The sequence below is a fragment of the Janthinobacterium sp. UMAB-56 genome, from assembly GCF_900095265.1.
Classification (GTDB): Bacteria; Pseudomonadota; Gammaproteobacteria; order Burkholderiales; family Burkholderiaceae_D; genus Janthinobacterium.
This window is the reverse complement of record NZ_LT607662.1, coordinates 87,204-112,340: the sequence shown is the minus strand read 5'-3', so window position 1 is coordinate 112,340 and position 25,137 is coordinate 87,204. Positions and strand designations below refer to the sequence as shown.

At 63.9% G+C, this 25,137-nt stretch carries 16 protein-coding genes; 11 read left to right on the top strand and 5 right to left on the bottom strand.

Annotation, left to right across the window (positions count from 1 at the left end; translation table 11 throughout):
* The 4 genes from K0F85_RS19925 to K0F85_RS19910 all read right to left on the bottom strand — a co-directional run bounded on the left by K0F85_RS19925 (nucleotide 1) and on the right by K0F85_RS19910 (nucleotide 11,415).
* Nucleotides 1-1,392 carry a Gfo/Idh/MocA family protein gene (locus K0F85_RS19925; protein WP_219117676.1) on the bottom strand — a complete coding sequence of 464 codons (1,392 nt, stop codon included), beginning with the start codon at nucleotides 1,390-1,392 and terminating at the stop codon, nucleotides 1-3.
* Nucleotides 1,393-1,458: 66 nt separating this feature from the next.
* Nucleotides 1,459-4,506, bottom strand: a complete 3,048-nt coding sequence (locus K0F85_RS19920; protein WP_219117675.1) for a TonB-dependent receptor — start codon at nucleotides 4,504-4,506, stop codon at nucleotides 1,459-1,461.
* A gap of 508 nt (nucleotides 4,507-5,014) precedes the next feature.
* Nucleotides 5,015-7,960, bottom strand: coding sequence for a TonB-dependent siderophore receptor (locus tag K0F85_RS19915; protein WP_219117674.1), 2,946 nt, complete (start codon nucleotides 7,958-7,960; stop codon nucleotides 5,015-5,017).
* A gap of 104 nt (nucleotides 7,961-8,064) precedes the next feature.
* The gene (locus K0F85_RS19910; RefSeq protein WP_257572906.1) at nucleotides 8,065-11,415 is read right to left on the bottom strand and encodes a TIM-barrel domain-containing protein; all 3,351 of its coding nucleotides are present in this window, start codon (nucleotides 11,413-11,415) and stop codon (nucleotides 8,065-8,067) included.
* A 347-nt stretch (nucleotides 11,416-11,762) separates the two neighbouring features.
* Here K0F85_RS19910 and K0F85_RS19905 point away from each other — a divergent pair, with 347 nt between their 5' ends.
* From K0F85_RS19905 to K0F85_RS19870, 8 genes are all read left to right on the top strand, one after another.
* On the top strand, nucleotides 11,763-12,899 hold the full coding sequence (locus tag K0F85_RS19905; RefSeq protein ID WP_219117673.1) for an SIS domain-containing protein: 1,137 nt from the start codon (nucleotides 11,763-11,765) through the stop codon (nucleotides 12,897-12,899).
* Entirely contained in the window at nucleotides 12,886-13,848 is a 963-nt protein-coding gene (locus K0F85_RS19900) for an ROK family protein (RefSeq protein WP_219117672.1), read from the top strand. The genes K0F85_RS19905 and K0F85_RS19900 overlap by 14 nt, the downstream gene beginning before the upstream one ends.
* Nucleotides 13,848-15,191 carry a D-tagatose-bisphosphate aldolase, class II, non-catalytic subunit gene (locus tag K0F85_RS19895; protein ID WP_219117741.1) on the top strand — a complete coding sequence of 448 codons (1,344 nt, stop codon included), beginning with the start codon at nucleotides 13,848-13,850 and terminating at the stop codon, nucleotides 15,189-15,191. Before K0F85_RS19900 ends, K0F85_RS19895 begins: the two co-directional genes overlap by 1 nt.
* 35 nt (nucleotides 15,192-15,226) lie before the next feature.
* Nucleotides 15,227-15,994, top strand: a complete 768-nt coding sequence (locus tag K0F85_RS19890) for a DeoR family transcriptional regulator (RefSeq protein ID WP_219117671.1) — start codon at nucleotides 15,227-15,229, stop codon at nucleotides 15,992-15,994.
* 3 nt (nucleotides 15,995-15,997) lie between these two features.
* Nucleotides 15,998-17,092: an N-acetylglucosamine-6-phosphate deacetylase gene (locus K0F85_RS19885; RefSeq protein ID WP_219117670.1), complete on the top strand. Its 1,095-nt coding sequence runs from the start codon at nucleotides 15,998-16,000 to the stop codon at nucleotides 17,090-17,092.
* A 37-nt stretch (nucleotides 17,093-17,129) separates the two neighbouring features.
* A complete protein-coding gene (locus K0F85_RS19880) occupies nucleotides 17,130-18,923 on the top strand; it encodes an MFS transporter (protein WP_219117669.1) in 1,794 nt (597 codons plus the stop codon).
* Between the two features lie 200 nt (nucleotides 18,924-19,123).
* Entirely contained in the window at nucleotides 19,124-20,521 is a 1,398-nt protein-coding gene (locus tag K0F85_RS19875; RefSeq protein ID WP_306985416.1) for an amino acid permease, read from the top strand.
* Nucleotides 20,522-20,581: 60 nt separating this feature from the next.
* Complete coding sequence (locus K0F85_RS19870) at nucleotides 20,582-21,868, top strand: DUF445 domain-containing protein (protein WP_219117668.1); 1,287 nt, start codon at nucleotides 20,582-20,584, stop codon at nucleotides 21,866-21,868.
* A gap of 7 nt (nucleotides 21,869-21,875) precedes the next feature.
* Here the strand turns inward: K0F85_RS19870 and K0F85_RS19865 are convergent, their stop codons facing one another.
* Complete coding sequence (locus tag K0F85_RS19865) at nucleotides 21,876-22,058, bottom strand: hypothetical protein (RefSeq protein WP_219117667.1); 183 nt, start codon at nucleotides 22,056-22,058, stop codon at nucleotides 21,876-21,878.
* A 507-nt stretch (nucleotides 22,059-22,565) separates the two neighbouring features.
* Between K0F85_RS19865 and K0F85_RS19860 the strand changes: the two genes are divergently transcribed.
* From K0F85_RS19860 to K0F85_RS19850, 3 genes are read left to right on the top strand one after another with little or no spacing between them, the layout of a single operon-like run.
* A complete protein-coding gene (locus K0F85_RS19860; RefSeq protein WP_219117666.1) occupies nucleotides 22,566-23,468 on the top strand; it encodes a sensor domain-containing diguanylate cyclase in 903 nt (300 codons plus the stop codon).
* A gap of 59 nt (nucleotides 23,469-23,527) precedes the next feature.
* Complete coding sequence (locus tag K0F85_RS19855) at nucleotides 23,528-24,031, top strand: chemotaxis protein CheW (protein WP_219117665.1); 504 nt, start codon at nucleotides 23,528-23,530, stop codon at nucleotides 24,029-24,031.
* Between the two features lie 42 nt (nucleotides 24,032-24,073).
* On the top strand, nucleotides 24,074-25,132 hold the full coding sequence (locus tag K0F85_RS19850; protein WP_219117664.1) for an HD domain-containing phosphohydrolase: 1,059 nt from the start codon (nucleotides 24,074-24,076) through the stop codon (nucleotides 25,130-25,132).
* Nucleotides 25,133-25,137 lie beyond the last annotated feature (5 nt).

The window sequence follows — 25,137 nt, the reverse complement described above, 5'->3', positions numbered from 1 at the left end:
TTAGTACTTGCCGTCGAGGGCGAAGATCGGCTTGCGCGATTTCCACTGGCCACCCGTGAAATCGGGGAAGTCCAGGGTCTGGAAGTTGGCGGCGATCGATTGCTCGGACAGTGGCGTGATCGCGCTCCATGTCACGGCATCGTAGATATCGATCGGCATCGGTGCATTGGCCTTGAGGGCTTCGACAAAGGCGTGGATGACGAAGAAGTCCATGCCGCCGTGGCCCGCGCCTTCTGCCTGCGCCGCGTACTTGCGCCAAACCGGGTGCTCATACTTGTCCTGGTAAGCCTGGAAGTCATCCCACTGGTGCGGCTTGCTGACGCCTTCGATGTGAATCGAATTGTTCAGGTCCATCCACAGGCCGTCCGTGCCTTGCACGCGAAAGCCCAGCGAATACGGGCGCGGCAGGCTGGTATCGTGCTGCAGGATGATGGTTTCGCCGTTCTCGCAGGCCAGCGTGGTCGTGACCACGTCACCCAGCTTGAATTTCACCTTGGCGTTCGCATGCTGCGCGCCGCCCGGCTGCTTGACGATGTAGTCGTGCAAGCCGCGCGCTTTGGTGGCGAAGGCATTGATGCGCGTAAAACGGTTGCCGCGGTTGATATTCGTGTACATGGCGCAGGGGCCGATGCCGTGGCTCGGATACAGCTCGCCATTGCGTTCGACCGAGTGCTGCGTGCGCCAATGCGCTTCCGACCAGCCTTTTTCGCCGAATTCCACGCCGCCGCCATACGGCTTGGCCGGATTGCCGCTATTGAATTTGACGGCGCGCAAATCATGCTGGTAGCCGCCCTGCAGGTGCAGCAGTTCGCCGAACAGGCCCGCGCGCACCATCTGCAGCGCAGCCATCACGTCGCGGCGGTAGCACACATTTTCCAGCAACATATAGGGCGTACCCGTCTTCAACTGGGTATTCAGGACATCCCAGTGGTCTTGCAGGGTGATGCCGGCCACCACTTCGCAACCGACGGCTATCTTCGCCTGCATGGCGGCGATCGCCATGGGCGCGTGGAATTCCCACGGCGTGGCGATGATCACGCCATCGAGACCGCCCGCGTCCAGCATGCGCTTGTAGGCTTTCTCGTCGCGGTCTTCGCCATACGTGCGCGGACGCGGCTTGCCAGCCTTGGCCACCTGGCCCAGCGCGTGTTTCAGCATGATCGGTTCGATATCGCACAGCGCCACCACTTCCACATCGTCGCGGCGCACCAGTTCCGCCAGCAGTACCTGGCCGCGCATGCCCGTGCCGATCACGCCCAGGCGGACCTTGTCACGGCCGGCTGCCGGCGCAGCAACGGCGCCGCCCGGCAGCAAGGCACTGCCGGCCATGGCGCCACCGGCCAGCGCGGCGCTGGCGGAGAGGAAATTGCGTCGATTGATTTGTGTTGTCATTGGTCTCTACTCGCTTCCATTGGTAATGTTCTTCGCCGGCCCGCCGCACGGTGGGCCGGCTGCAGTTTAATAGGTGTATTCCGCCGTGAAGCGCACCGAACGCGGCGCCGTGCGTCCATCGACCTGCAGGTAATTGCGGGAGATGGCGCCATGGTCTTCACGCGTTTCGGTGTAGCGGGTCACGGTCTGGCTGTTGAACACATTGAAGACGTCCACTTTCAGGCTCAGGCCTTTGACGGCGGCGGGAGTATAGGCCACATTCATGTCCAGCTGTGCTTGCCACGGCAGGCGACCCTGGCTGCCGCGTGGCGCCGGCTTGCCGTTGCAATAGAAGTAGGAATCGCCGTAATCATTCTCGAACTTCAGGTTATCGGGCAGCGCGCCGATGCAGTTGCGCGGCGCGCCCGAGGTCAGCGACAGGTTGGCACCCACCATCACGTCCGGGATGACCTGCATGAAGCCGTAAGCCTTGAAGGCGTGGCGATGATCGCCCGGCAGGTAGCCATAGGCGTTGTACATCAGTTCCTTGTGGTCGTCGCTGACCGTCAGGCCCACGTCGCCGCCGCCGATGCTGTCCGTCTGGCCTTCCATATTGCCCTTCAGCCCAGACAAGGTATAGGTCAGCTTGCCATACCAGCCGTTCGTGTACGGGTGCTCGACGAACATGTTCAAGGCGCGGTAAGTGCGCGATGGCAGCGGGTTACCCCACTCTGCCGCCGAAATGTCCACGCGGCGCAGGCCCTTGCCATCGTCAAAGTCCACCATCAGGCTATTGTCGCGGCCCGGGTTGATGATGGCGCACTGGAAGCCGCTCCAGTTGCCCGTATCGACGCCGTTGCGCGTGGCCCAGGCTTCCAGCGGACGCGCGTCGCAGACGTCATCGTTGGTGTCGTTCAGCTTGCGATACAGGACGCTGGCGCCCACCACCAGCTTCTTGCTCAGGGCGCGTTCGAAGCCCAGCGAGAATTCATCCTGCGACAGCGGCTTCAAACCAACGGCCGTCACTTCGCGCGCGTCGCGGCTCTGGCCATACGCGTTGTTGGCCGAATACGGCTTGCTGATCGCATGCAGGCCCGTCGGCGCGCCAGTGACCGGATCGACACCCGTGTAGGTGAACATTTCGCTGGTGGCCAGGAAAGGGCTGGCCATGTTGCTCGACAGGTTGGACGGCACCGGCAAATGGTAGCGGCCACCGTTGGCGAAGAATTTCAGGGTGCCGTCGCCCAGGTAATCCCAGGTCGCGCCCACGCGCGGGGCAATCATGTTGCGCTGCGAAATGAAGGCCACGCCATCGGTGCTGTAGTTGGTGAACTGCTCGCGGCGCAGGCCCAGGTCCAGCAGCACCCGTTCCGTGACCTGGTAGTGATCCTGGATGTATTGCGCCGATTGCACGCTGGTCGGACGCGACAGGTTGGCGTTCAAGTCCTTGCTGACATAATAGCCCTGCTTGCCATAGCCGTCGCCCTGGTACGGCGTTTCAAAGGCGCCATTGATCGGCAGATTCGGATCCGGGGCCCGATGGTAGCTCCAGCGGTAGCCGCCGGCCAGGCTCAGGCCCACTTTCGATTCCACGTCGATGCGGTCGATGCCGCCACGCAGCGAGTGCTTGCCCAGCTTGTATTCCAGGTCCAGGCGCTTGGCTTTCTGGCGGTCTTCCGACGATGGGTCGACCAGGGTACCCGTCACCGTTTGCGGATTGGAATAGCTCAGGCCAGGCACCTGGGTCGAGGTGTTCGACGACGTTTGCGCCAGCAGGGGATCGTAGCCATTCGGCGTACGGGTGTGTGAAGTGCGCGACTGGCCCATCATGGCCGTCACCGTCAAATTATCGGTCAGGTAACCCGTGTACTTGAAGATGTCGACATTCGCGCCTGGCGCAGCCGACGAACCGCAGCAATTGATGGTGGTCTCGCTGCCGCCGCCAGGCACGTTATTGCGTTTCAGCGTGGCATAATCAAAGCCATAGCTCTGGCTGTCCGTTGTCGTGCGGTCATACAGCTTGGTGTATTCAAAGTGGTGGTCATCCGTCAGATTGTAGTCCAGCTTTGCCATCATGCGGTCAACCTTGCTCTTGCTCTCGCGCCAGCCGTTCGGCAGCACCTTGTCCAGCAAGTCGTCGCGCGCACCGGCGACGGAGCCGCCATCCGTGCGCGTCTGCTCCAGCGCCACGAAGGCAAACAGCTTGTTCTTGATCAGTGGACCGCTGCCGTACAAGCCGACGACCTTGCTGGTGCTGCCATTGTCGCGGTTCCAGTACTTCAAGGTCCCGTCCGTCTTAGGATTGGCGCCCGTGTTCGGGTAGTACCTGTTCTCCGTTGTGCCCTTCAGCGAACGCGGGATGATGGAGACCTTGCCGCCGAATTCGACCTTGTTGCCGCCGCTCTTGGTGGTGATGTTGATCACGCCACCCGTGGAACGGCCGAATTCGGAACCGTAGCCGCCCGACAGCACTTGCAGGTTCGAGATTGCGCCAAACGGCAGTTCCGACGCGCCCACCTGGGTCAGGATATTCGTGATGGGGAAGCCGTTCACGTAGAACGCGTTTTCCGACTGGCCCGAGCCGCCGATCGATGGCGCATTGCCATACACGCTGTTGGTGCCGCGTGCCACGCCCGGCGTCAGCTGCACGATGGAGGCCACGTCGTTACCGACTGGCAGCGCCTTCAATTCCTTGGCCGTAAAGATCACGCCATTGTTCGTATTCGACACGTCGATCGGATTGCGCGTAGCTTTCACCACGACGGTCTGCGCCTGGCTGACGGGTCCACCCGCGCTGGGCGGGCCGAAGTTCGCTTCGGCACCGGCGCCGATCAGGGCCTCGACTTCCTGCGACGCTTCGACCGAACCTGCACGCAGCACGCGCACCGCATAGCGGCCTGGCGGCATGGAGTTCGCCACATAGCGGCCCGCGGTGTTGGGCGTCAAGCTGCGCTGCACGCCCGTCGCCAGGTTTTCCAGCACCACGGTGGCGCCGACCGGCGCGCTCACTTCGCCGAAAATGGTACTCGTGGCGTTCGACTGTGCCCAGGCCTGGCCTGGCACGCCGGCCGCCAGTGCGATCACGATCGCGGCGGCGCGGCTGATGTCGCGCAATTTGAGTCGGGTGGTATGCATGGTGGTCTCTCCGTCTATATCGAGGGTTATACGCGCCCTCCCCGCCCCGGGGCGGAGTCGGGGGGATGCAATTTTATGGTGGTCGTCGACAGGTGCAGGCAGGCAGTTGCACCTGTCTGGAAATCAGTCCGTTTTGGCTGATTTTCGTTTTCTTGGGATTACTTTAAAAAGAAAAATAAGCAGCGTCAACAAAAAGAAAGTTGTAACGCAAATTTATCGCCAAATTGAGAAAATAACTGCAATTTATCTTTCGATTTAATGAGTGTTGCGGCAGATAACTTTCGTTATCGTGGTAAGACAGATACACGCGTACGCAGGAAGATGGTCAGCAGGGCACAATCCCCGCAGTAATTGACGGAGAAAAACGCGAAAGAAGACTGGGTCATCGTCTTTCGCTTACGTTTATCTTTCGTATTATGCATTTCAGAATATTGTCTTTTCTTTTTTACGGCAAGACAGCGGCCCGCCAGCATGCGACCGCACTGGCGGGCCGGGGCAAGGTCACGCCTTAAAAGAACTTGTAGCTGGCCGAGAGGGCGAACTGGCGGCCGAACAGATCCTGGCTATGGTTGTAGCCTTCCCAGCCGTTCGGGTCGTAGTACGGCCGCTTGTTGAACGCGTTTTTCACGTTCAGGCCCACGTCCAGATGCTTGATCGGCTTCCAGCTGAACGCCAGGTTCACCGTGGTGTACGATGGCGCGCCCTTGCACTGGCCGGCCGGCAGCGCGACCGAGGCGGCAGTGCAGTTTTCCGGCGTGTTGTCCTTGTCCCAGGGACCGTAGGCCCAGCGCGTCTTGCCCGAATAATTGACGAAGACACTGCTGACAAAGTTGCGGTAGCTCCAGTCGGCATTCACCGTAGCGCGGTAGCGCGGCGAATCGTAGTAGCCGACGGTATTGCCCTTGATGTCGCTGCCGTCTTCGCCGTCATGGGTGTCGCGCTTGCGGATGGTGGCGGCGATGCCGGTGCTCAGCTTGCCCCAGTCACCGAGCGCAAAGCGCGTACGCGCATCGATGTCCACGCCGTCCATCAGGGTGCGGCCACGGTTCGAATACGAGTTGATCAAGCCACCCAGGTTACCCACCGAGTAGCCCGGCACCCCAGCGGCGCACACGCCCGCGTTGGCCGGATTGGCGCACATGGCCGCCACCGCCGCCATATTGCCCCGGTCCGCGTCCGTCAGGTCGTTGCGGATGGCGCTCGAGGTGCCTGCCAGGGACGGCCCGTACTTGTCCACCAGTTCCGTAAACAGCTCGTTGAAGTCCTGGCGCACGATTTCGTCGCGGCGGTTGATGAACCAGTAATCGATGGAGATGCTCAGGTCCTTGACCGGCTGCAGGACCAGGCCCACGGTCGAAATCTTGGCTTTTTCCGGGCGCAGGTTCTGGTTCGGCGGCGTCAGGCCGCCCACCGTCGTCGAGCAGTTCGAATTGAGCAAACTCTTGCCCAGGTCCGCATCCGTCGCCACCCTGGACTTCATCAAGGCGCGCGCCATGGCGTTCGTTTCGTCGCAGCGCACCGTGTCGCGGATGCCGCCCACCTGCGCAAAGACGCCGCCCGAACCCGATTCAGCCAGGTTGGGCGCGCGGAAGCCTTCCGAATACGTCCCGCGCAGCATCAGGTCGGGCCGCGCGCGCCAGATCACGCCCAGCTTGGGTGCCAGGTTGGCGACGAAATGCGGGTATTTATCCAGGCGCGCGGCCGCATTGACTTCCAGCGTGTCGCTGAGCGGCACCACCACTTCGCCAAACACGGCGGCGATGGTGCGCCTGCCATCGAACCAGGAACCGCCCTGCTGCGTGATCAGGCCGTTGGCCGCGTCCGCGTTGCCGGGCGTCAGAAAGCTCTCGCGCATGATGTTGGTGCCCACGGCGGCGCGCACTTCGCGCTCACCGAGCTTGAACAGGGTGCCTTCCAGCTTGGCGTCCCAGGTCATCAGCTTGGTCCAGGATTCGATGGCGAAGGTCGGGTAGGCGGCACGCAGGAGCGCCGCGTTGGCGTCGCTGATTTCGCCGAACTTGTAGGCGGGATTGTCGGAGATATACGTGCGGCCGCTGACGGGATCTTTCGTGAACGGGCCAAACGCCTGCTTGAAGCCATTGATATTCAGATTGGCCGTCTGGAACAGCGTGGAATGGCTGCCCGCCACGCTGAGCGCCGTTTCAAAATCCCAGCCGCCGCCGATGCTGCCGCGCAGGCCGACGAGCGCGCGGTAATTTTCATCGACATTCTTCTGGCCGAAGTGGCCCGTCGCATCCTGCAGCAGGTAGTTCAAACCGGCCGCGCCGCCCATCTTGGCCAGCATGTCGGCATCGAGCTTGCCTTTCAGGTAAACGTTGTTCGGGCTGAGAAAAGGCGTGGCGAAGGTGTTCAGGGTGTTGCCCGTGTTGCGCGAAAACCAGTTACTCGTGCTGCCGCTATTGAAACTGGACGGGCCATTCTCGCCACGCATCTTGATGTGGGTGTAGGCGCCTTCCGCGAACGCTTCCATGTCGCCGCCCAGTTTCAGCCGGCCGCTCAGATAGGCCGTGGCGCGCTCCGAGGTCGGGCCCGTGTCGAGCTGGTTGGGCAGCGCATTCCACACGCAACGCGTGCCCGACGCCTCGGTGATGCTGTTGTTGCAGCCGGGCGCAGCGCGCTGGGTGCGCGCATTGTTGTTGGCCTTGTCGAAGACAAAGAAGGTCCCCGGGTTCATCACGCCCGGTTCGCTGCCGACGCCCACGCGCATATTGGGAATGAAATTGGGATTGTTCGCATAAAAATACGCGGGACGCTTCTGGTAGGTATCGGCCAGCGCGATGCGGTCGCGCTGGTAGACGTTCACGGAACCGTAGATGTTGTAGCCGTCGCTGGCCAGGTCGCCGAGGCCGTACAGCACGCTGGCCTGGCGCTCGCCATAGGCCTTCACGCTGGGCGAAAACTCGCCATTGGCGCGCGCTTCCAGGCCTTGATACGACTTCTTGGTAATCACATTGATGACCCCTGCCACGGCATCGGAGCCATACACGGCCGACGCGCCGTCCGTCAGGATTTCCATGCGCTCGATGGCGGCGGCAGGGATGGCGTCGATATTGACGAACATGGTCTGGAAACCTGCGGGCGCGCCATAGAACGACAGGCGGCGCCCATTCAGCAGCACCAGCGTGCCCTGCGCGCCAAGGCCGCGCAGGTTTGCTTGCGAACCGCCATCGGAGCCCGTGAACATCGAGCGGAAATCCTGCTGCGCCGGGCGAGCGGCCGGCAGGTTGTCCAGCACTTGCAGCAAGGTGAGCGCACCCATGTTTTCAATCTGCTTGGCATTGATCACCTGGACGGGCGACGCCGTCTCCGCGTTGATGCGCTTCAGGCTGGAGCCCGTCACTTCGACGCGCGCCAGTTTCTCCTCCTCCGCTGCCAGCGCCGTTGACGCCAATCCTACCGCCACCATGGCGGCCATCAGTTTTTTCAAGTGCATTCCCATCTCCCTCTTATAAGTGATTTGTTTTCGTCAGGCTGCAAGAGCCCCTCCCCGGTCCGAAGAGGGGCTCGTTTTTACTGAAATGATGAAGTGAAGTGTGTCTAGCGCGGCTTGACTGTCGCGCCTTCCGTGCCGGTCAGCACGGCGTTGGCCCAGTTACCGCAGACCTGGGCCGGGTGGGCGCCACGCGCGCCCAGGGTGCGCAAACTGAGCTGGCTCAGGCCGCGCACGTCGATTTCGGGTTTGACCACCCCGGGAGCCGTGACCAGACCGCTGTCGTACAGCAGCCGCTCACCGCTCCATACCTGGAATTGCAAGCCACCCGCGCTGCGGCAGCTATCGTCCACGCCCAGGTCGGCGCGCAGCAGATTCCAGTTACCCGCCAGTTGCAAGTCGATGCGGCTGGCAGGTCCCACGCCGAGGCCCTTGCGGAACCACAGCCCGTTCATGCGCATTTCGGCCGCCTTGCCGGCTGGCCGGTCTTTCGCGACAGCCTTCGGCAGCGCCAGGTCCGACAGGTAGCGCTGCACTTCGGCGCCTTCGGCCACGCGATGCTCAAGCACGCGGAATTCGGACAGGGTGACCGGCGCCACGTCGGTCGCCAGTGCCGCGTCAAACGCGCGCGCCACCGGCCCCGCTTGCGCCGCCGTGACCATCGGATCGGTGGACGCCGCGCCATCGCCTTCCGGATTCTGCGTGCTCATGACGCGGAAACGCAGCAAGCGCCCGGCCGTGGCAGGGAAATTGATCGTCTGCATGCCCTCTTGCAATGTCAGGGTGCCGCGCGCAAGCGGCGCGCCCCATTCGCCATTGTTGTCGCCGATGTAGATTTCATAGTCGCGCACCTGACCATGCTTCCAGTGCTGGTCGTTGCGCGGCGCCAGTTCGATGCCGTCCACCAGGCGCCGCTCCGTAAAGCCGATCACCCATTCATGCGGACCGCTTTTCACCGAGGGGCTGCGCACGGTGCGGAACCAGGTCTCGGGCTTGCCATCGAAGGCATTCTCCAGCGGATAGCCGCTTTCCTCTGAAGGACGCGCCACCACCTGCATCGCATCGGCCGGCAAGGCGCGGCCCGGCACGGGAGCAGCCGGGAAGTCGGCGTCCAGTCGCGCCACGGCCAGCGCGCCATCGACCTGCAAGGTCAAGGGCTGGCGGATATCCTGCGCCGCCACTTTCACGTGCAGGGTGCCTCGCCGGTCGGCCGCGTCAAAATACCAGGCTTCAAACGCCTTGTCGTAGGCGGCACGGTCGCCGGATGCCGCGATCAGCCGTTCACCGGCGCGCACGGCGGCCGGTGCCTGGCCTGCCAGCATGCGCAGCGCATAGCTACGGCGCGCTTCCTGGCCCGCGTACTTACCTGCCACGGCGCCGATGTCGACCTGCACCTGGCCGCCCGTTTGGCGCATGCGGATGACTTGCTGGCTGAAGGCGCCGCCCTGGTACTGGCGCGTGTTGCCGTCGTCTTCATACAGGGTGTACTCGGAATCGCCGTGCGGATACACGTCCAGCGTGAGCTGGTCCTTAGGCTTCTGGCCGTCGTACAGCATTTCCGGATACATGGGCAGGATGGCGCCGGCGCGCACGAACACGGGCAGCTTGTCCAGCGTCACTTGCATATCCAGATCGCGGCCCTTGGCGTCGGCCGTGGCCTGGCGGCCATCCCAGTAGTCGTACCACGTGCCCTGCGGCAGGTGGATGCCCTTGCGCCAGCCGCCGCTGACGGCCTGGCTGCGGTAGACGGGCGCCACCAGCACGTCGCGGCCCAGCAGGAATTGATATTTGTAGGCTTCCGTGTAGGCGGCCGGGTCTTGCGGATAATCCCACATCAGGCCGCGCACCAGCGGCGCGCCCGATTGCTCCGCTTCGCGTACCAGCGTGTACATATACGGCGTCAAACGCATCTTCAGCTTCAGGTAGCGGCGGTTGATGTCACGGTACGGCTGCTCGAACCACCACGGATGCTTGCGCTCGGCCGCGGCCCAGCCCGACATGCCCATCAGGACTGGCGTAAAACTTTTCCACTGCAAGTCGCGCAAATAGGTTTCCGGGCTGCCGCCGAAGATGGCATCCACGTCGCCCGATGCATACGCCTGGCCCGACAGGCCCGAGCCGATCAGGGTCGGGATGTGCCAGCGGATGTAGTCCCAGCTGGCGCTTTGGTCGCCCGTCCACGCCACGGCGTAGCGCTGGATGCCGGCCCAGCCCATCACCGTCCACAAAAACGGTCGGCTGTCGGAGTTGTTCAGGATGCCGTCATAGGCCGACTTGTTCGCGTCCATGGCGAACTGGTAGCCCTTGCCCGTCCACGCCACGTCCAGCTTTTGCACGCGGCTGCCCGCCTGGCCCACTTCCCAGGCGATCTTGTCGACGCCGTTTTCCGTCCACAGGCCCGTGCGAAAACCGTAGCCGGCCAGCCCCTTCACCGTTTCCGGTAAATTCGTGTAGCCGCAGCCGTAGCCGTCGTTGGGCAAAATCCAGCCGCCCGGCATATCGTGTTCGCGGTACTTGCGCGCCACGGTTTCCACCACGTCCGGCGTCTTGCCGGTCGGGCCATCGCTCCAGCCCTTCGGCACGGAACCCGGTTTCTTCACATTGTCGCCATCGTTGTAGCAATCGGCGTCGCCGTATTCCAGCGCCCAGCGTGGCAACATGCGCGCGCGGCCCGTCAAGTCCGTGTAGCGGGCGACGACGTCGCGCAAGTCCTTGCCGACAAAGAAATACGCATCGAAGCGCCCTTCTGCATGCTGCAGCGAGATCTGCTCACTATCGCGCAAGTCGTAATTGCCATCGGCCCAGGTATTGCGCAGCACGCCCCAGCCGCGTGAACTCATCAAAAATGGGGCGGGGTTCGGCCGGTCGCCCTCTTCCCAGCCGCCCGAATACGACACGGGCACCTGCTTGCCCTTGAATTCAAAGCGGCCATTCTGCTGGCCGCCGCCAAAGTAATGCTCGCCCGGCAGGCTGGAAAGCACCTGCACGCCCTGCTTGTCGTCGAGCGACAGCGGCTGCACCTCGCGCCACAGGGGCACCGCGTCGCCCTTGCGGAACAGGGTAAAGCGCAAGGGCTTGCGGTCGATGCGCAGGCTCAGGGTTGCGGTGCTGATCAGGATATGGTCGGACTGCTCGCTGATCTCGTACGCCACTTGCGCGGCAGGCTGCCCCACGACGATGGGCGCGGCCTTGTCGCCCGGCCCCGTCAAGCCCGCCTTGCCACCCGCCTGGATGCGCAGCACGTCCGCCTGCGGCAAGCTGATACGCAGCTGCATGCCGGTATCGCTGCGCAGGTCCCAAGCCAGTGCCTGGCCCTTGGCCACGTCGGCCGCATGCACCGCGGAGAGCGTCTGTAAATTGCCGATAGTCGCGGCCTGCAAGCCAGGCGCAGCCAGGGTGGCAAGGGCGGCCAGGACACAGGCGGCAAGGACGCGGCGGGGAAGCGGGAGAGGTTTCATCTGCTGGCTTTCAGAAAATCAAAGTGATGGAAATACTTTAAGAAGAAAAATAAATATCGTCAACCAAAAGAAAGTTAAAGCGGCAATTTATTAATAAAATGCCCAAAAACGGCGCATTAATCTTACGTTTCACCAAAATGTCACAAAACATACTTTCGTTATCGTGGCATTTCAGCGACAAGGGGCAGCGCCACCGGGTTTCATGCGGCACTGCAACACGATTTGAAGCGGATAAAACGACATTATTTCGCAAGCCTTCAAACAATTTACTTTCGTTTTACTTTCGTATTTGACTTTTCGAAATTTAGTATTTATGCTTTCCCCAACAAACACTTTACTGACATTCCATGACTACCCTTCTTCAGCGTGACATACAAACTTGGCGCGACATCGGCGGCCTGCACACGGCCGAGGAAATCGCGCAGCAGCCGGCCATCTGGCGCGCGCTGGCCACTATTTTGCGCAAGGAGCAAGCAGCCCTGGCCGCCTTCCTTGGCGATGCGCTGTCCAATCCCCGCCAGCGCGTCATCCTGACGGGTGCCGGCAGCTCGGCCTACGTCGGCGAAATCGTCGCCGATACCCTGAATGCGGCCTGGCCCGCGCACATCCGCGCCATCGCCACCACGACTTTGCTGACGCACCATGAGCTGTACCTGGAAGTGGACGCGCCCACCCTGCTCGTCTCGTTTGCCCGCAGCGGCGACAGCCCGGAAAGCCTGGCCGCCGTAGAACTGCTGCGCCAGGTCGTGCCCGGCGCGCGCTTCCTCAACATTACCTGCAATGCCGATGGCAAGCTGGCGCGCCAGGGCGCCAGCGACAGCAATACCTATAACTTGCTGATGCCGCAAGGCAGTTGCGATCGCGGCTTCGCCATGACCAGCAGTTTCAGCAGCATGCTGCTGGCGGCCCTGTCTGTACTGGGCAAGGACGTCGACCTGACGCGCCTTGACACCCTGGCGCAACTGGGCGAACAAGCCTTGCGCGACTGGTCGGCGCCCGTGGCGGATCTGGGATCAACAGCCGTGCAGCGCGTGGTCTACCTGGGCAGCGGTCCGCTGGAAGCGCTGGCCAAGGAAGCGGCCCTGAAAATCCTGGAATTGACAGGTGGCCGCGTGATGGCGATGGCGAATACCCCGCTGGGTTTCCGCCACGGTCCGAAATCGGCCGTCACGACGGAGTCGCTGGTGATCCTGCTGCGCAGCAGCAAGCCGCTGGCGCGCCAGTACGAAGATGATTTATTGAAAGAGCTGCAGCGCGACAGCGTGGCGCAGGCCTGCCTGACGGTGGGCATCGGCGGCGACCTGTCTGCCGATGCGCCGGCCTGGCCCGACGCCTGGCTAGCCCCGCTGTGGCTGCTGATGGCGCAGCAATATGCGCTGCACCAGTCCGCGCTGCTGCAACTGCGCCCCGACAATCCATTCGCCGGCGGCATCGTCAACCGTGTCGTGCAGGGCGTCACCATCTATGGCCATGAGCAATTCTAATCACATAGCGGCTTACCACGGCATCGACATCGGCGGCAGCAAGATGGAACTGGTCGCCTTTGCCGACCGCGACGGCGCGCTGACGGAAGTGTACCGCGAACGGGTGGCCACGCCGGGCGACGATTTTGCCGCCTTCGTGCAAGCCATCGTCGATCTGGTGGCGCACGGCGACGCCGCCGTGGGCGCGACGGCGCCTGTCGGCATCGGCCTGCCCGGCGTGATCGACAGCGCCAGCGGCCGCCAACTGAGCTCGAATGTGCCAGCCCTGAACGGCCGGCTGGTGGCGCAAACCCTGCAGCAAGCCTTGCTACGCCCTGTCGCCATCGGCAACGATTGCCAGTGTTTCGCCCTGTCGGAAGCGCAGGGCGGCGCGGCCGACCATGCCGCCAGCATGTTCGGCGCCATACTCGGCACGGGCGCCGGCGGCGGCTACTGCGTGGGCGGCCAGCTGCTGCGCGGCTTTAACGGCGTGGCCGGCGAATGGGGTCACTGGAGCCTGCCCGCCACCCTGCTGGCGCAGCATGGCCTGGCCGACTACCGCTGCCCATGCGGCAAAACGGGCTGCCTGGAGCGCTATGTCTCCGGCCCCGCCATGAGCAAGTTATATGCGCATTTCGGCGGCGAAGGCACAGAGCCGCTGGCCACGCTGGCCATTATTGCGCGCGCCAACATGGGCGACGCCGTGGCCCAGCGCACGGTGACCGTGCACCTCGACGTGCTGGGCCACGCGCTGGCAGGCCTGGTGCTGGCCTACGACCCGCACGTGATCGTGCTCGGTGGCGGCCTGTCCAAGCTGCCGCACCTGTATGACAAGCTGCCGGCTGCAGTGAAGCGCCACCTGTTCCCCGGCGTGCACGTGCCACCCATTTTGCCACCCCGCTTTGGCGACGCCGGCGGCGCGCGCGGCGCGGCCCTTTTGATACGACAACATACAAAGGCGTCAACATGATGAAGCAAGCGGAAAACCCGACTTTTACCTTGTCCCCCATCCAGCAAGTGATCAAGGCGCACCGCCGCGGCGAACGCGTGGGACTGTACGCCGTCTGCTGCAGCCATCCGAGCGTGCTGCGCGCCGCCATGCGGGTGGCCAGCGAATACGACACCGTACTGCTGGTCGAAGCAACCTCGAACCAGGTCGACCAGTTCGGCGGCTACACGGGCATGACGCCGGCCGTTTTCCGCGACACCATGCTGGCACTGGCCCGCGAACAGGGTTTCCCCGCCAGCCGCCTGGTGCTGGGTGGCGACCATCTGGGCCCGAACGCCTGGCAGCACCTCGATGCGGCCACCGCCATGGAACACGCCGAAACCCTGATCGCCGCGTATGCAGCGGCCGGTTTCCACAAGATCCACCTCGATTGCAGCATGCGCTGCGCCGATGATCCTTCGCAACTCGACGATGAAACCGTGGCTGCCCGTTCGGCGCGCCTGTGCATCGTCGCCGAAGCGGCAGCGGCCGCCGCCGGCTTCGCGCCGCCCGTCTACGTGATCGGCACGGAAGTGCCGATTCCCGGTGGCGAAGCGTCGCTGGCGCAAGCCGGCGCCGTCACCAGCCCGCAAGCGGCGCGCCGCACCCTCGACGTGCACCGCCGCGCCTTCCTCGACAAGGAACTGCATGGCGCCTGGCGCCGTGTGATTGCCATGGTGGTGCAGCCGGGCGTCGATTTCGACCAGAACAGCATCCAGCACTACGACGCGCCGGCCGCCGCCGAGCTGTCGGCCTTCGTGGCCGAGCAGCCTGGCCTGGTGTTCGAGGCCCACTCCACCGACTACCAGCGCGAGTCCGCTTTGCACGCCATGGTGCGCGACCATTTCGCCATCCTGAAAGTGGGCCCGGCCGCCACCTTCGCCCTGCGCGAGGCGCTGTACGCCCTGTGCCAGATCGAAGAAGAACTGCTGCCGGCGCACGCCACGTCGCAACTGATGCAGGTGCTCGACGACGTGATGCTGGCCAAGCCGAAGAACTGGATCAAGCATTACCTGGGCACGCCTGACGAACAGCGATTGATGCGCCGCTACGGCTTGAGCGACCGTTGCCGCTATTACTGGGGCGAGCCGGCGGTGGCGGCCGCCGTCGACAAGCTGCTGGCCAATCTGGATAGCGTAGCGTTACCGCTGCCGCTGTTGAGCCAGCATTTGCCGGAACAGTATCTGGCCGTGGTGCAGGGCAGCCTGCAGGCCAAAGCGCCGGCTTTGATCGAGCACAAGATCGGCAGCTTGCTGGGGCAATATGCGCGTGCCTGCAACCGCAATGCGGCGGTGGCTGCCATTGCCGCAGCGGCAATCTGTTAAGCTCGGTATTTTCATTTTTTACTGAGCCCGCCACCATGCGAAATACCAGCCAACGCCGTGAATCCATCCTCCAAATGCTTGCCCAGCAAGGCTCGGTGCAAGTGAGCGACTTGGTGGAAAAGCTCGGCGTGTCCGCGGTCACCATCCGCAGCGACTTGAATGCGCTGGAAGCGCAAGGCATGGCCACGCGCAGCCACGGCGGCGCGACCCTGACGCGCACGCCCCCGCCGGAGCACACGATACGCCAGAAGGATGCCATCAACCACGAGCAGAAGGAGCGCATCGGCGCCTATGCGGCGCGGCTGGTGGAACCGGGCGACAACATCATCATCGATTCGGGTACCACCACCATCTCGCTGGCGCGCCATTTGCGCGACGCAACGGGCGTGACGGTGGCCACGAATGGCCTCAACATCGCGTGGGAACTGGCCGACGCGCCCGGCGTGGACCTGATCCTGACGGGCGGCCTGCTGCGCAAGCAGTCGCTGTCGATCCAGGGCAGCCAGGCCGAAACCTGCTTGCAAGCGTACAGCTTCGACAAGCTGTTTTTGGGCGTGGACGGCTTCGACCTGCAGTTTGGCGTCACCACCCACCACGAAGCGGAAGCAAGCCTGAACCACAAGATGGTGGAACGGGCCAAGAAAATCATCGTCCTCACGGACGCCTCCAAGTTCGGCCGCGTCAGCCTGCACCGCATCGTGCAGCTGGACCGGGTCGATACCGTCATCACCGATGCCAGCATCAGCCAGGAATACCGCGAAGGGCTGCAAAAGCTGGGCATCGAACTTTTTATAGCGGAATAACACATGCTGAGCGGCAGAATCCTTACCCCATCTGGCTGGATCACGGGCACCATCACTTTTGACCAGCGTATCGTCCAGATACAAGAAGACCCTGCCGCCGACAGCGCGCTGACCATTCTGCCCGGCTTCATCGACCTGCACGTGCATGGCGCGGCCGGTGTCGACATCATGGAAGGCGCAAACGCTGGCGCCACCGTGGCGCAGGTGCATGCGCGCCACGGCACCACGGCCCTGCTGGGCACTACCCTGACGGCGAAAGAGCCGTCTATCCTGCGCGCCCTGCAAGGCCTGGCCGGCGTCATCGCCGAGCGCCCGGCCAATGGCGCGCGCATGCTGGGCGTGCACCTGGAAGGACCGTTTTTGAACCTGCACCGCCTGGGCGCGCAGCCGCCCGACGTGGTGCAAGCCAGCCTGGCGCTGGTGCAGCGCTTTCACGCCATCGCCCCCATCAAGGTGCTCACCATGGCGCCGGAAATCCCCGGCCACCTGGAACTGATTCCGCAACTGGCGGCGATGGGCATCCGCGTGCAGATCGGCCACAGCGCCGGCACGTATGACGAAGGCGTGGCGGCGCTGAAGGCCGGCGTCTCCGGTTTTACCCACCTGTATAACGGCATGACGGGCATGACCCATTACGACCCCGGCATGGTGGGCGCAGCGCTGGCGCATGCCGAATACGCGGAAATCATCCCCGACCTGCAGCACGTGGCCAAGGGCGCCCTGCGCGCAGCCCTGCGCGCCATTCCGCGCCTGTATGGCGTGACGGACGCCACCTCGGCCACCGGCATGCCCGACGGCGAATACGGCCTTGGCACGCAGCGCGTCTACAAATGCCTGGGCTGCGTGCGCCTGGCCACGGGTTCGCTGGCCGGCAGCGTGCTGACCATGGATCAGGCGCTGCGCAATTTCGTCGAACTGGGCCTGGACCTGGCCGACGCCTCGAACCGTTTGTCGCTGTACCCGGCCGACTACCTGGGCGAATCCGAACGGGGCCGATTGGCACCGGGCGCCTGGGCCGATATCGTCGTCCTCGATTCAGCACTACAGCCCGTGTCCGTCTTCGTCGAAGGCGCGGCCATCGATCTTTCCACCCGCTAGACCCAGCCCCCAACCTCAACCCCGTCCCGGAGTTTTCATGCACGACACGTCACACAAGGCCCCCGTGTGGGCCATGCGCTACCTGCTATTTATTGCCGGCATGGGGGGATTGCTGTACGGCATAGACATCGGCATCATCGCCGGCGCCCTGCCCTACCTGGAATCGACGGCCTCTGTGGCCTGGAAACTGACGGCCCAGCAACTGAGTTTTATCGTCGCCGCCGTGCTATTGGGCTCAGTCCTCTCGTCCCTGTTCGCCGGCGCCCTGGCCGACCTGCTGGGCCGGCGCTGGGTGATGTTCCTGGCCGGCGCCCTGTTCAGCGCCAGCATCCCGCTGATCGCGCTGGCCGACGGTTACACGCCGCTGCTGCTGGGCCGCCTGCTGCAAGGCGTCAGCGGCGGCCTGATCGGCGTCGTCGTGCCCCTGTACCTGGCCGAATGCCTGCCAGCGCAACAGCGTGGACGCGGTGCGGCCCTGTTCCAGCTGCTGCTGACCATCGGCCTGGTGGCGGCCGCCCTGATCGGCCTGCTGCAGGCGCAGACGGTGGAAACGGCCACGCAGGCGGCGCAAGCCTTGCCGGAAGCGGAGCGCATCGCCGCCATCTTCACGGCCAAGGACCACGCCTGGCGCAGCATCTTCTGGGTCTGCCTGACGCCTGGCCTGGTGTTTAGCGTCGGCGCCCTGCTGCTGGCCGAATCGCCGCGCTGGCTGGCGCAACGCGGCCGCATCGAGCAGGCGCGCCAGGCGCTGCTGCGCACGCGATTGCCCGCCATGGCCGAACTGGAACTGCGCGAAATGCAGGCTACGCCCGAAAACGCCGCCAAGGCGGGCGGCAGGGCCAAGGCGAAAGATCCGCTGCTGAGCCGCCGCTATGTACTGCCCTTCCTGCTGGCCTGTCTGATCCTCGCCTGCACCCAGGCGACAGGCATCAATTCCATCCTTGCCTATGTCGTCAATATCCTCAACCAGGCGGGCCTGTCGGGCGCCTCGGCCAATATGGCCGACGTGCTGCTGAAGGTATTGAATGCCGTGATGACGGTGGTGGCCGTGCTGCTGGTGGACCGCAAGGGCCGCAAATTCCTGCTGATGCTGGGCACGGGCGGCATCGTCGTCTCGCTGCTGGCGGCCGGCTTGCTGTTCCGCGGCGCCGAAGCGCATCTGGCCGACGTGCGGCCCGCCATCGCCGCCCAGATCCAGAACGACGGCCTGGCCGTACACCTCGATGCAGCCACCCTGTCGGCCCTGGGCGCGGCCGCAGACGGCACGCCGCAGCAGCTGACCATCGCCTACGCCTACGGCCCGTTCACGAATGTCAAAAGCCTGCGCAGCGACGATCCCGTGCTGCGCCAGGTGTCCATCGCCCGCGCAGACGCCGTACAAGCCGACAGCGTGATCGGCGTCTTTTTCCGCAAGCTGCACCTGAACCCCTTCGCCGACCCGGCTGCCGGGCGCGAGGCGCCGCTGCGCATCGAGAAGGCCAGCCTCGGCCCCGTGCCCTCGTCCACCCACGGCTGGCTGGTGGCCGTCGCCATCTGCGTGTTTGTCTCCAGCTTTGCCGTGGGACCGGGCGTGTGCGTGTGGCTGGCCCTGTCCGAGCTGATGCCGACGCGCATCCGCTCAAACGGCATGAGCATCGCCCTGCTGGTGAACCAGTTCGTCTCGACGGTGATCGCCGCCATCTTCCTGCCCACCGTGGGCTTGCACGGTTATTCGACGCTGTTCTTCTTCGGCGCCGGCTGCACCGTGCTGTATTTCCTGGCGGCCGCGTTTTTGCTGCCGGAGACGAAGGGCAAGACGCTGGAGGAAATTGAAGCGCATTTTGCCAGGTAGTTAGTTTTAGCAGTCTCCTTTACGGCCCCGGTCCATCCTCCCGGGGCTTTTTTTTGCCTGCAAGACAAGCTTACTGACAGTCGCGCGCAGCAATGTTCGGTTTTCCTTCTGGAATCTCGGCCGCCTGGGCTAGAATCTGGCTGCGTCGTGCTACTCACGAGGCGGCAATGGCGCCATGACAAAAACTACCAGGAGACACAGTGAGCTTATTTAGAACCAAGAATTTGGATGACATGATTGCCCACAGCAAGAAGCCGGGAGGTCTGGCCAAGGTGCTGGGGCCCTTCGACCTTGTCCTGATGGGCATAGGCGCCATTGTCGGCACCGGCATTTTCGTGCTCACCGGCACGGGCGCGCTGACGGCCGGCCCCGCCCTGTCGCTATCGTTTGTCGTGGCCGCCGTCGCCTGCTGCTTCGCCGCACTGTGCTACGCGGAATTCGCCTCCACCGTGCCCGTGGCCGGCTCCATCTACACCTACAGCTATGCCACATTGGGCGAGCTAGCCGCCTGGATGATAGGCTGGGACTTGCTGCTCGAGTACGGCCTGGCCGCAGCCGCCGTCTCCGTCGGCTGGTCCGGCTACTTCCAGTCGCTGCTGTCGGGCTTTGGCATCGCCCTGCCCGTGGCGCTGACGGCCGCACCGGGCGCCCTGCCTGGCGTGACGACCTTCATCAACCTGCCGGCCCTGGTCATCATGCTGCTGCTGACGGCCATGCTGGGCTGGGGCGTGCGCGAATCGGCGCGCCTGAACAACATCATGGTCGCCATCAAGGTGGGCGTGGTGCTGCTGTTCATCATCTTCGGCGCGCGCCACGTGCAGCCGGCCAACTGGCAGCCCTATATGCCCTTCGGCTACCATGGCATGCTGAGCGCCGCCGCCCTCGTCTTCTTCGCCTTCATCGGCTTTGACGCCGTCACCTCGGCCGCCGAGGAAGTCAAGAAACCGTCGCGCGACTTGCCCATCGGCATCATCGGTTCCCTGGCCGTGTGCGCCGTGCTTTATGTGGTGGTCTCGGCCATCATGACGGGCATCGTGCCGTATCAAAAATTCCTCGGCGTCGACCATCCCGTCTCACTGGCCCTGCAATATGCGGGCGAAAACTGGATCGCCGGCTTCGTCGACCTGGGCGCCATCCTGGGCATGACGACCGTCATCCTGGTGATGGCCTTCGGCCAGACGCGCATCATATTCGCCATGTCGCGCGACGGCTTGCTGCCCAAACGCCTGTCGACCGTGCACCCGCGCTTCCACACACCGTTCTTCGCCACCTGGCTGGTGGGCATCGTCTTCGGCCTGATCGCCGCCGTGATCCCGCTCAACATCCTCGCCGAGCTGATCAACATTGGTACTTTGGCCGCCTTCACCATGGTGTCCGTCGCCGTGGTGGTGCTGCGCAAGAAGCGTCCTGATCTGCCGCGCGCCTTCCGCTGCCCTGGCGTGCCGTATGTGCCGGCGCTGGCCGTGATCCTGTGCGTGGGCCTGATGACCTTCCTCAGCTGGGTCACCTGGATGGCCTTTACCATCTGGCTGGTGATCGGCCTGGTCATCTACTTCGGCTACGCGCGCCGGCGTTCGCTGCTGCACCCGCAACAGTAATCCCGTCACTGCGCCCAGCGCAGTAAGATGGCGGTCTCGCAACCCTGCAGGCCGCCATCCATGCTCCCTTCCCCCGACCTCATCGCACAGCTGGACCAAAGCACGGACCAGCTCAAGCGCACACGCCTGCGCCACATGCAGCTGCTGGCCGTCGGCCTGCTGCTGCTCGCCGCGCTGGTGTTTGCCGTGGCCCGCTCGCAGCGGGGCGGCCACCCTGCCTGGGGCTATGTGGAAGCGTTCGCCGAAGCGTCTATGGTGGGGGCGATTGCCGACTGGTTTGCCGTCGTGGCCCTGTTCCGCCACCCGCTCGGCATCCCCCTGTGGCATACGGCCATCATCCCGAACAGCAAGGCGGACATCGGCCGCAGCCTGGGCGCCTTCGTGGAAAACCATTTCATTACCGAACAAGGCATTGCCGAACGCATCGTGCAAGCCGACCCCGCCGCGCGCCTGGGCACCTGGCTGGTGGACGAGGTCCACGCGCAGCAACTGGGCATGGCCAGCGCCGGCGTGGTGAAACAGCTGCCGGCGATGGCCGATCATGACACACTGGGCCGCCTGCTGCGCGAGCAGGCCAGCGGCTACCTGGGCCAACTGAATCTGTCGAACGTGGCAGCCGACTGCATCGACGCGCTGATCGCCGACGGCAAGCCGCAAGAACTGCTGGACTTTATGCTCGACCGCAGCGCCGCCTACCTGGACGACGAGGCACACCACGCCGCCATCGGCGACTTCGTGCTGGGCGCCTTCCAGATCGAGAATGCGCTGGTAAAAAAAGCCGTGAAAGCGTATGAGCCGCGCATGATCGCCTCGCTGCAAAAGTTTGCCATCGCCGTGCGCGTCGATGCGCAGCACCCGCTACGCCAGCGCATCGCCGGCTGGATCGCCGACAGCGCCTTGCACCTGAAGGCCGATCCGCAGTGGCAAGAGACCGTGCGGCGCTACCAGTTGCAGCTGATCGCCAGCGATACGCTGCAAGCCATGCTGGGCGATCTCTGGAACAATATCCGCACGCGCCTGCAGGCCGACCTGCACGCCGACCAGCCCATGCTGGCGCAAGCGATCGCCAGCCTGGCGCGCAACATGGGACAGGTGCTGGGCACGGATGCGACTGCGCGGGAATGGCTGAACAACGCCATCGTCGCCGGCAGCGGGTCGCTGGTGCGCCGCTACCGGGGCGAAGTGGGCGCCTTCATCGCCGGCCGGCTGGACCTGTGGAGCAAGGATGAAATGAGCGAGCGCATCGAACTGGCCATCGGGCGCGACCTGCAATTCATCCGCATCAACGGCACCATCGTGGGCGGCCTGGCCGGTTTGCTCATTTACGCCGTCAGCCAGGCAGTTTAAACGCCATCTACCAGCCGGGCACCAAACCGGTTTCGGCCGCGCACGACACCACGCCGCACACGGTGCTGAACAGCGTCGGCACGCCAGCGCGCCCCGTGGCGATGCCGGTCGCGGCGGGGAGCACAGCAAACAGCAAGGCCAGACAGGCTATCGTCTGCAGGCGCCCCAGGGACGGGGACGGGGCGGCCATGCTGCGCCAGATGCTGGCGCACACCGCAAACGTCAAGCGCGGATGTCGCATGCGCCTGAACGGCAGCTTGTCCCTGCATGCCTCTTCCCTTCCCCTTGCCGACCTGTTCGCATGCATGTCCATCTCCTCTGTCACCGAATACCGGCTAGGCCCGCCGACTTGGGCGCCTGGCACACTGACGTATCAGGCTACCCTTGCATTGTGGTGCATAAATTTACCAAATACAATAAATAAACCCATACAGAAACAATTTTCCCATGTACCAAGCAGCGGCGCGGCCGGGAAATACCGCCTTTGCAGACTAATATTGCGGCGCGGCGCGCTCGCCCTGCCACCGAGGCGTCGGCATGGCTGTATCAAAAATCCAAATAAAATCATTAAAATCAAGAAATTTGTGTAAATCAATTTTATTTGATGTATGATGATTACCAAGGAGAGATACAAATGATGCAAGGACATCTACCTCTTCGCCCGTAGCATTCCGCACCTTTGCAGGGGGAAATTCACATGAACCAAATCCTGGCCTTGCGTCTGCTCGACGCCGCCGATGACGCCGCCGTCATCATCGATGCTGCATCACGCATCCGCTATGCCAATGACGCCATGTATGCGCTCAGTGGCTATGCCCCTGGCAGCCTGTCGGGCGAGCAGATCGAAGCCCTTCTGCCCGCCTCCGTGCGCGAGCAGCATGGCGCGCAGATCGGCGCCTATCTGGCCGGCGAAAAAACGTCCAGGGTACTGGGCCAGAAACGCCATTTCGCCATTCGCCATCACGACGGCTCGATGCTGCCCATCGTGCTCAAGGCCATGGACCTGGGCAAGCTCGATGATGAAAGCTACCTGGGCGCCTTTTTTATCGACCAGCGCCACGAGCGCGCCATCGAACAGCAGAATGCGGCCCGCTGGCAGCAGTTGCAGCGCATCGCCCTGAGCGATCCCCTGACCCACTTGCCCAACCGCCGCGCCTTCGAGATCGACGCCGTGCGTGCGGCAGCGCGGGCCAGGCGCGCGGGCGCTGCGACAACCATCGGCATCGCCGACATCGATTTTTTCAAGACGGTCAACGACCGGCATGGCCACGCCGCCGGCGACGCCGTGCTGCAAGCCATCGCGGCCGTGCTTCAGTCGCAGGCGCGGGCATCCGATGTCGTCGCCCGCGTGGGCGGTGAAGAATTCGGCCTGCTGTTCCCGCATACGGACCTGGCCATGGCGCGCCAGGTGGCTGAACGCATCCGCCTTGCCGTGGCAGCAATGTGCGTCGACTTCGAGCACACGCCACTCACGGCGACGATCAGCATCGGCCTGGCACCGCTGCCCCACAACGGCGACTGGAAGGCTGGCTTCATGCGGGCCGACGCCGCGCTCTACCAGGCAAAAAACAATGGCCGCAACCGTATCGAGCAAGCCTGAATACCCCGTTCGCCCCCCCCCACTTCATCGACCACACATCCACTGACAGGAGCAAGCATATGGAAAGCACTACGACACCTACGGCAGCAACGAGCCAGCCGGCACAGGCAGGCGAGCGGGAATTGCTGGTCTTTGGCCTGGGCAAGGAGGAGTACGCGATCGACATCGGCCTGGTGCAGGAAATCCGCGGCTACGGCGCCGTGACGCGCATCGCCAATGCGCGCGCCTGCCTCAAGGGTTTCATCCACCTGCGCGGCAGCATCGTGCCGCTGCTCGACCTGCGCATCGCGCTGGGCCAGGCCGAACCCGCCTACGACGCCTCGACGGTGGTGATCATCCTCGTCTTTGCGCATGGCGCCACCGGCGTCGTGGTCGACCGTGTGGCCGATGTGGTGCCGCTTGCGCCGGCACAGCTCAAGCCTCCGCCACAGCTGCACGGTTCTGCCATGGCTGGCCATGTGACGGCCATCGGCGCCCTGGACGAGCGGATGCTGATCGTGCTCGACATGGACAGCCTGCTGGCGGGACTGGGCATGCACGCCAACGCCAAATTGGCGGCTTGAGCCAGCCGCACCGCCACCGGCACCCGATCCCCCGGAGACACCATGAGCATCCTGATCGTCGATGACAACGACACCAACCTGAGCCTGCTGGCAAGCCTGGCCCGCAAGGCCAGCGCCATCGAGCCGGTCTGTATGAACGATCCCGTCGACGCCCTGTACTGGTGCGTATCGAACGTGCCGAACCTGGTCTTGCTCGACTACCGGATGCCCAGCATGTCAGGCAATGACTTCCTCGGTATTTTCCGCAAGATGCCGGGCATGGCCGCCATCCCCATCATCATGGTGACCACCGAGAACGACTGCGCCGTGCGCAAGCAGGCCTTTTCGCTGGGCGTGACGGAGTTCCTCACCAAGCCCGTCGATACCATCGAGTTCAGCCTGCGCGTGCGCAACCTGCTGGCCCTGCGCACGGCGCAAACCATGCTGGCCGACCGCGCCAAGCTGCTCGAACACGAAGTGGGTCTGGCCATCGCCAACGTCACGGCCCGCGAGATGGAACTGGTCACGCGCCTGGCGCGGGCGGCCGAATTCCGCGACCCGGAAACGGGCGCTCACATCATGCGCATGGCGCGCTACTCGGCGCTGATCGCCAGGGAGCTGGGTCTCGGGGCGCAATGGCAGGAGCTGCTGCTCAAGGCGGCCCCCATGCACGACGTGGGCAAGCTGGCCACACCCGACCATATCCTGCTCAAGCCGGGGCGGCTGGACCCAGAGGAGATGGTCATCATGCGCCAGCATGCAGAAATCGGCGGCCAGATCCTCGCCGGCAGCGATGCGCCTCTGATCCAGCTGGCCGAGGAAATCGCCCGCAGCCATCACGAGAAATACGATGGCAGCGGCTATCCGCGCGGCCTGGCGGGCCAACAGATACCGCTGTCGGCGCGCATCGTGGCCGTGGCCGACGTCTTCGACGCGCTCAGTTCGGAGCGCCCTTACAAGCCGGCCTGGCCTTTGGCGCAGGCGCGCCTGTACCTGCAACAGAACAAAGGCAGCCATTTCTGCCCGCGCTGCATCGACGCCTTCCTGGGCGCCTGGGACGAGGTGCTCGCCATCCGCGACAGCTTGCCCGATCCCGTCCACCACGATGCACACCCACTGTAAGCGAG

What these genes read in the sequence shown, in the direction of transcription:
- K0F85_RS19880 (WP_219117669.1), top strand. Translation starts at nt 17,130, where the DNA reads ATGCACGACACGTCACACAAGGCCCCCGTGTGGGCCATGCGCTACCTG.
- K0F85_RS19910 (WP_257572906.1), bottom strand. Translation starts at nt 11,415, where the DNA reads ATGAAACCTCTCCCGCTTCCCCGCCGCGTCCTTGCCGCCTGTGTCCTG.
- K0F85_RS19895 (WP_219117741.1), top strand. Translation starts at nt 13,848, where the DNA reads ATGAAGCAAGCGGAAAACCCGACTTTTACCTTGTCCCCCATCCAGCAA.
- K0F85_RS19905 (WP_219117673.1), top strand. Translation starts at nt 11,763, where the DNA reads ATGACTACCCTTCTTCAGCGTGACATACAAACTTGGCGCGACATCGGC.
- K0F85_RS19860 (WP_219117666.1), top strand. Translation starts at nt 22,566, where the DNA reads ATGAACCAAATCCTGGCCTTGCGTCTGCTCGACGCCGCCGATGACGCC.
- K0F85_RS19890 (WP_219117671.1), top strand. Translation starts at nt 15,227, where the DNA reads ATGCGAAATACCAGCCAACGCCGTGAATCCATCCTCCAAATGCTTGCC.
- K0F85_RS19870 (WP_219117668.1), top strand. Translation starts at nt 20,582, where the DNA reads ATGCTCCCTTCCCCCGACCTCATCGCACAGCTGGACCAAAGCACGGAC.
- K0F85_RS19925 (WP_219117676.1), bottom strand. Translation starts at nt 1,392, where the DNA reads ATGACAACACAAATCAATCGACGCAATTTCCTCTCCGCCAGCGCCGCG.
- K0F85_RS19850 (WP_219117664.1), top strand. Translation starts at nt 24,074, where the DNA reads ATGAGCATCCTGATCGTCGATGACAACGACACCAACCTGAGCCTGCTG.
- K0F85_RS19900 (WP_219117672.1), top strand. Translation starts at nt 12,886, where the DNA reads ATGAGCAATTCTAATCACATAGCGGCTTACCACGGCATCGACATCGGC.
- K0F85_RS19920 (WP_219117675.1), bottom strand. Translation starts at nt 4,506, where the DNA reads ATGCATACCACCCGACTCAAATTGCGCGACATCAGCCGCGCCGCCGCG.
- K0F85_RS19915 (WP_219117674.1), bottom strand. Translation starts at nt 7,960, where the DNA reads ATGCACTTGAAAAAACTGATGGCCGCCATGGTGGCGGTAGGATTGGCG.
- K0F85_RS19885 (WP_219117670.1), top strand. Translation starts at nt 15,998, where the DNA reads ATGCTGAGCGGCAGAATCCTTACCCCATCTGGCTGGATCACGGGCACC.
- K0F85_RS19855 (WP_219117665.1), top strand. Translation starts at nt 23,528, where the DNA reads ATGGAAAGCACTACGACACCTACGGCAGCAACGAGCCAGCCGGCACAG.
- K0F85_RS19865 (WP_219117667.1), bottom strand. Translation starts at nt 22,058, where the DNA reads ATGGCCGCCCCGTCCCCGTCCCTGGGGCGCCTGCAGACGATAGCCTGT.